Origin of the sequence: Pseudomonas sp. D3-27 (assembly GCF_051132165.1) — a bacterium.
Classification (GTDB): domain Bacteria; phylum Pseudomonadota; class Gammaproteobacteria; order Pseudomonadales; family Pseudomonadaceae; genus Aquipseudomonas.
Genome location: NZ_CP071667.1, coordinates 624,393 through 636,087 on the forward strand (window position 1 = coordinate 624,393; position 11,695 = coordinate 636,087).

Here is an 11,695-nt window from a genome sequence, read left to right on the forward strand (position 1 = left end):
GTCTTGGCTTGGGGAGGATGTTTCGAGTGTAGACGGGCAAAAGGGCGGGGGTGGCAACGAAAGCGTTTTATCTGCGCATAGCAAAACCCCCGGCAGGGCCGGGGGTTTTGAAGGTCACTCGTCGAGGAAGGAGCGTAGATGCTCGCTTCGCGTCGGGTGGCGCAGTTTGCGCAACGCCTTGGCTTCGATCTGACGAATCCGCTCACGGGTCACATCGAACTGCTTACCGACTTCCTCGAGGGTGTGGTCGGTATTCATGTCGATGCCGAAACGCATGCGCAGAACCTTGGCTTCACGGGCCGTGAGGCCGGAAAGTACTTCGCGAGTCGCTTCCTTGAGGCTCTCAACGGTGGCGACATCGATCGGCGACTGCATGGTGGAGTCTTCGATGAAGTCACCCAGATGGGAGTCTTCATCATCGCCGATCGGGGTTTCCATGGAGATCGGCTCTTTGGCGATCTTCAGTACCTTGCGGATCTTGTCCTCAGGCATTTCCATGCGTTCGCCCAGCTCTTCCGGGGTCGGTTCGCGACCCATCTCCTGCAACATCTGCCGGGAAATACGGTTGAGCTTGTTGATCGTCTCGATCATGTGCACCGGGATACGGATGGTGCGGGCCTGGTCGGCGATCGAGCGAGTGATCGCCTGACGGATCCACCAGGTAGCATAAGTCGAGAACTTGTAGCCGCGACGGTATTCGAACTTGTCCACCGCTTTCATCAGGCCGATGTTGCCTTCCTGGATCAGGTCGAGGAATTGCAGGCCGCGGTTGGTGTACTTCTTGGCGATGGAGATCACCAGACGCAAGTTCGCTTCGACCATCTCTTTCTTCGCGCGGCGGGCCTTGGCTTCGCCGATCGACATGCGACGGTTGATGTCCTTGATTTCAGCGATGCTCAGGCCGGTCTCGGTCTCCAGCGCGCTTAGCTTCTGCTGGCAACGAATGATGTCCGGTTGCAGGCGGGCAATGGCTTCGGCGTATTTGCTCTTGCCCTTGGCCAGTGCATCGGTCCAGCTTTCGTCGACTTCGTGACCAGGGAACTGGCGCAGGAAGTCTGCACGGGGCATGCGCGCATCACGAACGCACAATTGCATGATCGCGCGCTCTTGCTGACGCAGGCGATCCAAGGCACTGCGAACACGCTCTACCAAGCCTTCGAACTGCTTGGGTACAAGCTTGATCGGCATGAACAGCTCGGCCAGCGCCAACAGCTCGGCGATTGCCTGCTTGTTGTTGCGACCATGCTTTTTCAGGGCCTTGCGGGTGATCTCCATCTGGTCGGCCACGGCACCGAAGCGCTGGGCAGCGATGACCGGATCGGGACCGCTTTCGGCCTCTTCTTCGTCGTCGCTCGCTTCGGCGTCTTCGTCATCGGTATCGTCGTCAGCCTTGGCGGCTTTCGCGTCGATCGGCGGCGGCACTTCAGCGGCAGGCGGCGCGATGCCGTCGTCCGGGTCGATGTAGCCGCTCAGGACGTCGGACAGGCGGCCACCTTCGGTGGTAACGCGGGTGTACTCGGAGAGAATATGGTCGACCGTGCCAGGGAAGTGCGCGATCGCGCCCATCACTTCACGGATGCCTTCTTCAATACGCTTGGCGATTTCGATTTCGCCTTCACGCGTGAGGAGCTCTACCGTACCCATTTCACGCATATACATGCGCACGGGGTCGGTGGTGCGACCAATGTCGGTCTCGACCGCCGCCAACGCTGCGGCCGCTTCTTCAGCGGCCGCCTCGTCGGTATCGGCGTCGGCCAGCATAAGGGCATCCTTATCTGGAGCAACCTCGAATACGTTGATCCCCATGTCATTGATCATGCGGATGATGTCTTCCACCTGTTCCGGATCTGAAATATCCTCCGGCAGGTGGTCGTTGACCTCCGCGTAAGTCAGGTAGCCCTGCTCACGACCCAATAGGATCAACTCTTTGATACGAGACTGCTGTTGCGCTTTTCCGGACATAACACCCTATCCACTGAAGGTCTTGGCGGGCAAAAAACAAGCAGAGGATTATACCTGAGCTGTGACCTCACGCGCCAGTTGAGGTCGGGTTTGATGCGCAAACATTGCGGCTGAGTAAATCCCGCAATTGGTTTTTCTCTTCGCTGGTCAACTCGCTCTGGCGAGCTTTGCGCAGAAGTTGTTCCAGGTTTCGCTCGCGTTGGCGGGCGGACAAGCTAGTAATGGTGTCGAAAAACTGTTGTTCAAGGTTGTCTCCCTCTATCAGCCATTCCTTCTCGGCCAGCGCCTTCAAGAGGCGCCCCTGCTCGGTGCCATGCCACCGAGCGATCAACTGGAATGAGTTTAGCTTGGGGTTCTTCTGCACGGCTTCAAGGAGTGCGACCAGCAATTGTGTATTGCTGTGGTCCTCGGCGGCAAAATGTCCGGCGTCCTCGACCTTCTCAGCCAGTTGCGGGTGATGCAGCAAGGTGCGCAGGGCGGCCAGTGTTGGTGGTTCGACGGCGGCCGGCACGCGCGGGACACGTGGCTGGTCGCGATCGCCCCGCTTGCCGTTCTTGTCCCAGGGTTTCTTGTCCCATTTCTTGCCGCCACCGGCGGTTTTTTTCGACGTCCATTCCTGCTGAGGCGCGTAATCCTGCTGAGGTTGATGATAGTCGGCGAAATCCGGCATCGCGTCGTAATCGATGCCAGGGTCATACGCTGGCGGTGCTTCCTGCGGAGCGCTGTGCACCAATTGATTCATCGCTTCGTTGTTCAGGCCGGTGATTTCGCTGAGCCGTTGGCGCATGAGTGTGCGCAGGTTGGCGCCGGGCACCTTGTCGATCAGCGGTGCCGCGAGAGTGGCCATGTGGGCCTTGCCTTCAAGGGAGCGTGGATCGGCTTCTTCGGTCAGTTGCTGGAAAAAATAATCGGCCAGCGGTTGGGCGTGCTGGTTGATCCGCGCACGAAATGCGTCGGTGCCTTCGGAGCGCACCAGGGTATCCGGGTCCTCGCCTTCGGGCAGGAACAGGAAACGTGCACGTCGCCCGTCCTGCAGGCATGGCAATGTCGCTTCCAATGCGCGCCAGGCGGCGTTGCGTCCCGCCTGGTCGCCATCGAAGCAGAACAGCACGCTGGGCACCACGCGAAACAGGCGCTTCATGTGTTCTTCGCTGGTGGCCGTTCCCAGGGTCGCAACGGCGTTGCGCAAGCCTTGCTGTGCCAGGGCGATAACGTCCATGTAGCCTTCCACGACAATGATCTCGTCGAGGTTGCGGTTGTTCTTGCGTGCCTCGTAAAGGCCGTAGAGTTCTTGGCCTTTATGGAAAACCGGGGTTTCCGGAGAGTTCAGGTACTTGGGCTTGTCATCGCCCAGAACCCGGCCGCCGAAGGCGATGATGCGCCCCCGTGTATCGCGGATCGGAAACATCACTCGGTCACGGAAGCGATCGTAGCGCTTGCCTGTCTCGGCGTTCTCGATGAGCAGGCCTGCGTCGATCATGGCGCGCTGCTGGAGCGTGTCGCTGCTCAGGTGTTTGTACAGATTGTCCCAGCCGGGCGGGGCGAAGCCGAGGCCGAAATCCCGGGCAATCTCGCCAGTCAATCCGCGACCCTTGAGGTAGTCCACCGCCGCCTTGCGCGCGGGGTGGCTTTTAAGCGCCTGGCGATAAAAATCCGCTGCCGCCGTCAGCAGCGGATAAAGCGGCGAATCGGTGGGTTGGCGTGGCTTGTGCTGCCGGCCGCTCTCTTCCCGTGGAATTTCCATGCCTGCGGCTTTGGCCAGTTCTTCGACTGCCTGGGGGAAGTCCAGGTTGTCGTGGTCCATGATGAAGCCGAGGGCATTGCCGCCCGCGCCGCAGCCAAAGCAGTAATAGAACTGCTTGTCGGGGCTGACGCTGAAGGACGGGGTTTTCTCTTTGTGAAACGGGCAGCAGGCGGTGTAGTTCTTGCCTGCTTTCTTCATTTGCAGGCGAGAGCTGACCACGTCGACGATGTCGGTGCGGTTCAGGAGGTCGTCAATAAAGCTCTGGGGAATTAGCCCGGCCATGGCGTTCTCATCATCACTGCGCGAAATAGGGATCCGAAACCAGCAGGCATGATCGATTCCAGGTTTCGAGGCACGGCAAAAAGGTGGCTCGACCGGATCGTTTGCTTCATTGCTGTCGGAAGTGTATCTGCCGATTGTCCACTGACGTTAATTACTATCAGTACTCGACTGTATGAATGTGTTGCGCTGAATCCGGTAACGGCCGATCTGGCCACGGATAGCTCATGAAGCGGGCACGCAGGCAGGTGCCTTGGGCTGATCGTCGTTAGAGGAATCAGGGTGTGCTCGTCAGTAGCCTTGGAAGGCTCGTCAGAAGAGACGTGCACCGCTGGCAAAAGAGCCAGGTCTGACGCGGTGAAGCGGGTTGTCTAGGTCGCGTCTGCGACTTTGACGGTGAAGCATCAAGCGTTGTTCCGCAAATGCCATAAGCCCGGCTTGAAGGCCGGGCTTGGCAAGAAGCTTGCGACGGGCGTCTGTGTATTAGTACAGACGTACGGCGCGGCGCTGTTCGCGCTGAACTTTCTTGGCGTGACGCTTAACAGCGGCTGCTGCTTTGCGCTTACGCTCGGAAGTCGGCTTCTCGTAGAATTCGCGGCTACGAACTTCAGCCAGAACACCGGCTTTTTCGCAGGAGCGCTTGAAACGACGCAGAGCTACGTCGAAGGGTTCGTTCTCTTTTACTTTGACGGCTGGCATCCAGAGCTACCTTCATTCATTACCGGGGTCAACATCCTCGCGGCAAAAGAGCACTTGAAGACGTCGGTTTTTAAGGGTTGCGGATGTTAACCCCTCATCGCTCGGAATGCAAAGCCTCTGATCGAAAACCGCTGGTCGGGGCACAACGCGGCGACTATTATGCGCGCCTTCGAATTCAGCCTCTACAAGGCGCAAACCCATGCTAGTACTGGGATTAGAAACATCCTGCGACGAAACCGGCGTTGCCCTCTACGACAGTGAGCGCGGCCTGCTGGCTGACGCTTTGTTCAGTCAAATCGACCTGCATCGCGCCTACGGCGGCGTGGTGCCCGAGCTTGCGTCCCGCGACCACGTCAAGCGCATGCTGCCCTTGATCCGCCAGGTCCTGGCCGAAGCCGACTGTGTGCCGACCGAGATCGATGCCATTGCCTATACGGCCGGGCCGGGCCTGGTGGGCGCGCTGCTGGTCGGCGCTTCCTGCGCCCAGGCGCTGGCCTTTGCCTGGGGCATCCCGGCGCTGGGCGTGCATCACATGGAAGGCCATCTGCTGGCGCCGATGCTGGAGCCGCAGCCGCCGCAATTCCCGTTCGTCGCTTTGTTGGTGTCGGGTGGGCATACCCAGCTGGTCCGCGTGGATGGGATCGGTCAATACGAGCTCATGGGTGAATCGCTCGATGATGCCGCCGGGGAAGCTTTCGACAAAACCGCGAAGATGATGGGGCTCAACTATCCGGGCGGGCCGGAAATCGCACGGCTGGCAACCCAGGGTGTTGAAGGACGTTTCGTCTTTCCGCGTCCGATGTGCGATCGACCGGGTCTGGATTTCAGCTTCAGCGGCTTAAAAACCTTCGCGCTGAACACCTGGCAGCAATGTGTCAGCGCCGGGGACGACAGTGAGCAAGCCCGTTGCGACATCTCCCTGGCGTTCCAGCAGGCCGTGGTAGAGACTTTGACCATCAAGTGCAAGCGCGCGTTGAAGCAGGCCGGGCTCAAGCGTCTGGTTATCGCCGGCGGCGTGAGCGCGAACAAGGCGTTGCGGATATCCCTGGAAAAAATGCTCGGCGACATGAAGGGCGACGTTTACTACGCTCGACCACAGTTCTGCACGGATAACGGCGCGATGATTGCCTTTGCCGGCTGCCAGCGCCTGCAAGCGGGCCAGCAGGAGAGCCTGGCGATCAGCGTGCAGGCCCGTTGGCCAATGGAGCAGTTGTCGCCGCTGTGAAGCGATGTTTAGAAATGCCGTTCGCGCCCGGCGAACAGGTCGCGTAGATTGCCCCGGTGACGCCAGACGATCAGCGCGACGAGCGCTGTCATCGGCAGCAGGGCCGCCGGCTCCTGCCAAGCCAGTAATGGCAGGGTGAGCGGTGTGGCGATCAGCGCGGCCAGGGAGCTGGTGCGGGTCAGGTAGAAGGTCAGCAGCCAGGTGCAGACGGCAAGCAGGGCGGCGGGCGGATACAGGCCCAGCAGCATTCCAGCGGCGGTGGCGACACCCTTGCCGCCACGAAAGCGAAAATACAATGGGAACAGATGGCCGATGACGGCACAGACGCCGATCCAGGCCTGTTGCTGTAACGACAGTCCTGCAAGGCTGGCGATCAGTACCGGGAAGAGGCCTTTGCAGAGGTCTCCGAGCAGGGTCAGGATGGCGAGTTTTCGTCCGGCCAGGCGTAGCATGTTGGTGGCGCCGGCATTACCCGAGCCACTCATTCGCGGATCCGGACGACCGGTCAGGCGGCTGAGCAAAATGGCGAAGGACAGTGAGCCGAGCAGGTAGGCGAGGATCGCCAGTAACCAAAACATGCTAACCATTCCGGGCGGGGACGCCCTGATTCTAACGGCGCAATGCGCCCTTGTCGTGCTGCGGAGAAGAGTGCTTGGACAGAGTTTTTATCGAAGGCCTTGAAGTCGACACGGTAATCGGTGCCTACGACTGGGAACGAGGCATCCGACAGTGCCTGCGCCTTGACCTGAGTTTTGCCTGGGACAACCGTCCGGCCGCTGCGGGCGACGACCTGACCCTGGCGCTCGATTACGCCAGCGTATCGTCACGCATCCAGGCGTTCGCCGAGCAGGCGCAGTTCCAGTTGGTCGAGACCTTTGCCGAACGACTGGCCCAGGTGCTCATGGATGAGTTCGAAATCACCTGGCTGCGCCTGAAAGTGACCAAGCCTGGCGCCGTACCGGCTGCCAGCGGTGTGGGCGTGGAGATCGAGCGCGGATGTCGCTGACACAGGTTTTCCTCGGGCTTGGTAGCAATATCGAGCGCGAAACCCATCTATGCGCGGGGCTTGAAGCACTGGCCGGTTTCCTGGTGGACATGCGCTGTTCGGCCGTGTTCGAGAGCCAGCCGGTGGGTATCAAGAGTGGGCCTTTTTTCAATTTCGTCTTGTCGGCCTTCACTGACCTGTCGCTGATTGAGTTGGACCGTCGCCTCAAGTTCATCGAGGCCGACAACGGTCGTTATGCACCGGACCGCAAGGGCCTGCCGCTGGACATCGACGTGTTGTTGTATGGCGAGCAGGTAGGCAACTTCGACGGCTTGATCCTGCCGCGTGCCGAAATTCTCAAGAATGCCTTTGTCCTGTGGCCTTTGTCTTTGATCGCGCCGGATCGAATCCACCCTGGCGTGGGCAAAAGCTTTGCCACGTTGTGGGACGAGGCGCAGATCGACCAGGTATTGGCCCCGGTGGCTTTCCAATGGCGAGGGCAGCAGCTTACGCCACCGGATCTGCTCTGAGGCGGCGGAACCCCCGGCGAACACGTGGAAACTGGCACGACCGTCTTTAGTTCGCTGCTGCTTCCTTGTAGGCCTTCAATGCCCTGAGGCGCTCACGCTTGATTGCCTCACCCAGTTCCTGTCCCTTGAAGCCCTTTTCCAACAGCGGCTGCACCGCCACTGCGCGAGCCGCTGCCGCGGCTCCCCGCAGATAATCAGCCTGTGGATAATTCCGTTCCTCAAGCCCCTTGCGCCCCCGTGCATCCATTTCGCAGGCCATGATGAACTCCTCGAAGCGCTGGGGACGGCGGTACACATCAAAGCTTTGCAACAGTTCCAGCAGCGTAGACGCCTTCAATTCAAGCGCGCGGTGTCCATGCGTGTGATATTGGCCAACCAGCAGTGCCAATTCCTGACAGTCGCGTGGCGCCTTGAAGCGTTCGTTGACCGCTTTGATCAGCTTCAGCCCCTTGTGCTCATGGGCGATGTGTCTCGGCCATTCATGCTCGGGTGTCAGGCCTTTGCCCAGGTCATGCAGCAGGCAAGCCCAGCGCACGGTCAGCGGTTGCTTGTGCCGTGCCGACTGTTCCAGCACGCTCAGCGTGTGAGCGCCGGTGTCGATTTCCGGATGATGGACTTCGGGTTGTGGAACGCCAAACAGCGCATCCACTTCGGGCATGAGGATTTTTAGGGCGTCGCAGTCGCGCAGTACCTGGATAAATACCTGGGGCTGGCTCTCCATCAGCGCTCTGGAAATTTCCTTCCAGCTGCGTTCAGCCGTCAATGCCTCCAGTTCGCCGGATTCGCTGAGCTGGCGCATCAGCTCGAGCGTCTCGTCGGCCACCTTGAAACCCAGGGGGGCATAGCGTGCCGCAAAACGGGCAACGCGCAAGACTCTAAGGGGATCTTCGGCGAATGCGGGGGAAACGTGACGGAGCAAGCGTGCTTCCAGATCGCGCTGCCCGTGGTAGGGATCGGTGAGATTGCCGTGGTCGTCCTCGGCCATCGCGTTGATCGTCAAGTCTCTGCGGACCAGGTCTTCTTCGAGCGTGACCTCGGGGCTGGCATGGAACACGAAACCACCATAACCTCGGCCGTTCTTGCGCTCGGTGCGGGCCAGGGCGTATTCCTCGCCAGTCTTTGGATCAAGAAATACCGGAAAATCAGCCCCTACGGGGCGAAAACCCTTGGCGAGCATCTCCTCGGCAGTGGCGCCCACCACGACCCGGTCAACGTCGGTGACGGGGATGCCTAGCAGGCGATCGCGTACAGCGCCGCCGACTTTGTAGATCTGCATAAAAAACCTCCGTTGGGCCGACAGGATAAACCTTTATGTCGGACGTTCGGAGGCGAAAGCGTGATCAAAGATGAATGACGGCCAGATCCAGGCGCCCATAATCTCCTTCGGCTTGTTCGGTGCGTGGCGGCACATGATGGGTTTTCATCACTTGATCGCCCTGCAGGGTTTCCAGATGGATGTCGAACCCCCATAGACGATGCAGGTGCTTGAGTACCTCATCCGTTGATTCGCCCAGCGGTTTGCGGTTGTGCTGCTGATGACGCAGAGTCAGTGAGCGATCACCGCGGCGGTCGATGCTGTAGATCTGCACGTTGGGCTCGCGGTTGCCCAGATTGTATTGCGCCGCCAGGGTTTCCCGGATGACGCGGTAACCACCTTCGTCATGGATGGCGGGCACCAGTAGGTCATCTTTTTGATCGTCGTCAAGGATGCTGAACAGCTTGAGGTCGCGTATTACCTTGGGCGACAGGTATTGCAGGATAAAACTTTCATCCTTGAAGCTGCTCATCGCGAATTTGATCGTCGACAGCCAGTCCGAGCCGGCGATTTCCGGGAACCAGCGGCGATCTTCCTCCGTAGGGTTTTCGCACATGCGCCGGATGTCCCGATACATGGCGAAACCCAGAGCATAGGGATTGATGCCGCTGTAATACGGACTGTCGAAGCCGGGCTGAAACACCACGCTGGTATGGGAGGTCAGGAACTCCATCATGAAGCCGTCCGTGACCAGACCCTCGTCGTACAGGTCGTTCATCAAGGTGTAGTGCCAGAACGTCGCCCACCCTTCGTTCATGACCTGGGTCTGGCGCTGCGGATAGAAATACTGGGCAATCTTGCGCACGATACGCACGATTTCCCGTTGCCAGGGCTCCAGCAGGGGCGCATGTTTTTCGATGAAGTAGAGAATGTTTTCCTGGGGCTCGGCCGGAAAGCGTGCATTGTCCTTCTCGTTGTACTTGTCGGCGCCTTTGGGAATGGTCCGCCATAGGTCATTGATCTGTTTCTGCAGATGTTCCTCTCGATCCTTCTGGCGTCGCCGTTCCTCTTCGGCGGAGATCGGATAGGGTCGCTTGTAGCGGTCCACGCCGTAGTTCATCAGGGCATGGCAAGAGTCCAGCAAGTCCTCCACCGCGTCGATGCCATGGCGCTCTTCGCACTGCATGATGTACTGCTTGGCGAAGACCAGGTAGTCGATGATCGAGCTGGCATCGGTCCATGTGCGGAACAGATAGTTGCCCTTGAAAAAGCTGTTATGGCCATAACAGGCATGAGCCACCACCAGCGCCTGCATGCAGATCGTGTTCTCCTCCATCAGATAGGCGATGCATGGGTCGGAGTTGATCACGATCTCATAGGCCAGGCCCATCTGGCCCCGGCTGTAGGATTTCTCGGTACTGAGAAAGTGCTTGCCATACGACCAATGGTGATAACCCAACGGCATACCGACGGATGCATAGGCATCCATCATTTGCTCGGCGGTGATCACTTCGATCTGGTTGGGATAGGTGTCCAGGGCATAGCGATCCGCGATACGGCTGATCTCGCGGTCGTACGCTTGTATCAGCTCGAACGTCCATTCGGAGCCGGTGGAAATAGGCTGGCGTTTCTGCTCTTTTTTGGCGGTCATGTCACTAACCTGCGCTGGAAGAGTTCACGGAAGACCGGGTAGATATCCCCGGCCGAGACCAGTTGCTGCTGGGCAAAAGTATCGGAAAACGCTTCGGCAATGCGTTCGTATTCATACCACAGCGCTTGATGTTCGCGCGGCGTAATCTCGACGTACGTGTAGTACTGGACGAACGGCATGATCTGGTTGATCAGGATGTCGCGACAAATCGGCGAGTCGTCGTTCCAGTTGTCACCGTCGGACGCTTGGGCCGCATAGATGTTCCATTCGTTGGCGGGGTAGCGTTCGGCCATGATTTCCTGCATCAGCTTCAGGGCGCTGGAAACAATGGTGCCGCCGGTTTCCCTTGAATAGAAAAACTCTTCTTCGTCGACTTCCCTGGCGCTGGTGTGGTGCCGGATGAACACCACATCGATCTTGTCGTAATTCCTCTTGAGGAACAGGTACAAGAGGATGAAGAACCGCTTGGCGATGTCTTTGGTGGCCTGCGTCATTGAGCCGGACACGTCCATCAGGCAGAACATGACCGCTTTGGAGCTAGGATTCGGTTGCTTCACCAAAAGGTTGTACTTGAGGTCGAAGGTATCGAGGAACGGCACGCGATGGATGCGCGCGCTAAGACGCTCGATTTCTGCTTCCAAGGCCTGGATGTCGCCGAAATTGTCCGGCTCCTCCTGCTTGAGGCGGGCAAGCTCCTCCTTGGCCTCGCGCAGTTTTGCCCGGCTGCTGCCCGAAAGCGCGATGCGACGTGCGTGGGCTGAGCGCAGGGTGCGGATGATATTGATCCGCGCCGGATTACCCTCATTGCTGATACCGGCGCGCACGGTCTTGAAAGTATCGGTGCCGGTCAGGTTGCGTTTGACCAGGTTTGGCAGTTCCAGGTCCTCGAACATGAATTCAAGGAACTCTTCTTGGGTGATCTGGAAGACGAATTCATCCATGCCCTCGCCGGAATTGCCAGCCTTGCCCGGGCCCTTGCCGCCGCCTCCACCGGGTGGACGAGGGATATGCTCGCCGCTGGTGAATTCCTTGTTTCCGGGGTGTACGACGGTCTGCTTGCCGCCCCGGCCATGGTGAAGCACCGGCTCGTCAATATCCCGGCCAGGGATGCTGATCTGCTCGCCATGTTCCATATCCGTAATGGAACGACGACTGACCGCCTCCTCGACGGCCTTCTTGATGTGGTCGCGGTAGCGCCGCAAGAAACGCTGGCGATTTACCGTGCTCTTGTTCTTGCCATTCAGGCGTCGGTCGATCACATAGCTCATGGGTGCCCTCCGGGCAGCTTCAAGTGGTGAGCTGCAAGCTGCAAGTGGAAGCAGTAACCCGGCTCCAGGGTTCACGCGCTTTCCTCTTGCAGCTTGT

General features: G+C 59.1%; 10 protein-coding genes. 3 read left to right on the forward strand and 7 right to left on the reverse strand.

What is annotated here, in order from left to right:
* Positions 1-114: 114 nt before the first annotated feature.
* The 3 genes from rpoD to rpsU form a co-directional block, all read right to left on the reverse strand.
* The gene (gene rpoD / locus J3P92_RS02835; protein ID WP_420764887.1) at positions 115-1,962 is read right to left on the reverse strand and encodes an RNA polymerase sigma factor RpoD; all 1,848 of its coding nucleotides are present in this window, start codon (positions 1,960-1,962) and stop codon (positions 115-117) included.
* Between the two features lie 67 nt (positions 1,963-2,029).
* Positions 2,030-3,988 (reverse strand): DNA primase, encoded by a 1,959-nt coding sequence (dnaG, locus tag J3P92_RS02840; protein ID WP_420764886.1) that lies wholly within the window; start codon positions 3,986-3,988, stop codon positions 2,030-2,032.
* A gap of 480 nt (positions 3,989-4,468) precedes the next feature.
* Positions 4,469-4,684, reverse strand: coding sequence for a 30S ribosomal protein S21 (gene rpsU / locus J3P92_RS02845; RefSeq protein ID WP_002551877.1), 216 nt, complete (start codon positions 4,682-4,684; stop codon positions 4,469-4,471).
* A gap of 199 nt (positions 4,685-4,883) precedes the next feature.
* On the opposite strand from rpsU, the gene tsaD reads away from it, so the two are divergent.
* Positions 4,884-5,909 (forward strand): tRNA (adenosine(37)-N6)-threonylcarbamoyltransferase complex transferase subunit TsaD, encoded by a 1,026-nt coding sequence (tsaD, locus tag J3P92_RS02850; RefSeq protein ID WP_434609198.1) that lies wholly within the window; start codon positions 4,884-4,886, stop codon positions 5,907-5,909.
* 8 nt (positions 5,910-5,917) lie between these two features.
* Here tsaD and plsY read toward each other — a convergent pair whose 3' ends face one another.
* Entirely contained in the window at positions 5,918-6,487 is a 570-nt protein-coding gene (plsY, locus tag J3P92_RS02855; RefSeq protein WP_420764884.1) for a glycerol-3-phosphate 1-O-acyltransferase PlsY, read from the reverse strand.
* Positions 6,488-6,561: 74 nt separating this feature from the next.
* On the opposite strand from plsY, the gene folB reads away from it, so the two are divergent.
* Both folB and folK read left to right on the forward strand, forming a co-directional pair.
* Complete coding sequence (folB, locus tag J3P92_RS02860) at positions 6,562-6,915, forward strand: dihydroneopterin aldolase (protein ID WP_420764883.1); 354 nt, start codon at positions 6,562-6,564, stop codon at positions 6,913-6,915.
* Positions 6,906-7,424, forward strand: coding sequence for a 2-amino-4-hydroxy-6-hydroxymethyldihydropteridine diphosphokinase (folK, locus tag J3P92_RS02865; protein WP_434649869.1), 519 nt, complete (start codon positions 6,906-6,908; stop codon positions 7,422-7,424). The genes folB and folK overlap by 10 nt, the downstream gene beginning before the upstream one ends.
* A gap of 46 nt (positions 7,425-7,470) precedes the next feature.
* On the opposite strand, the gene J3P92_RS02870 is transcribed toward folK, so the two are convergent.
* The 3 genes from J3P92_RS02870 to J3P92_RS02880 form a co-directional block, all read right to left on the reverse strand.
* Entirely contained in the window at positions 7,471-8,700 is a 1,230-nt protein-coding gene (locus J3P92_RS02870) for a multifunctional CCA addition/repair protein (protein WP_434561988.1), read from the reverse strand.
* Positions 8,701-8,764: 64 nt separating this feature from the next.
* A complete protein-coding gene (locus J3P92_RS02875) occupies positions 8,765-10,330 on the reverse strand; it encodes a SpoVR family protein (protein WP_434561990.1) in 1,566 nt (521 codons plus the stop codon).
* Positions 10,327-11,598: a YeaH/YhbH family protein gene (locus J3P92_RS02880; RefSeq protein ID WP_420764879.1), complete on the reverse strand. Its 1,272-nt coding sequence runs from the start codon at positions 11,596-11,598 to the stop codon at positions 10,327-10,329. The genes J3P92_RS02875 and J3P92_RS02880 overlap by 4 nt, the downstream gene beginning before the upstream one ends.
* Positions 11,599-11,695: the final 97 nt, after the last annotated feature.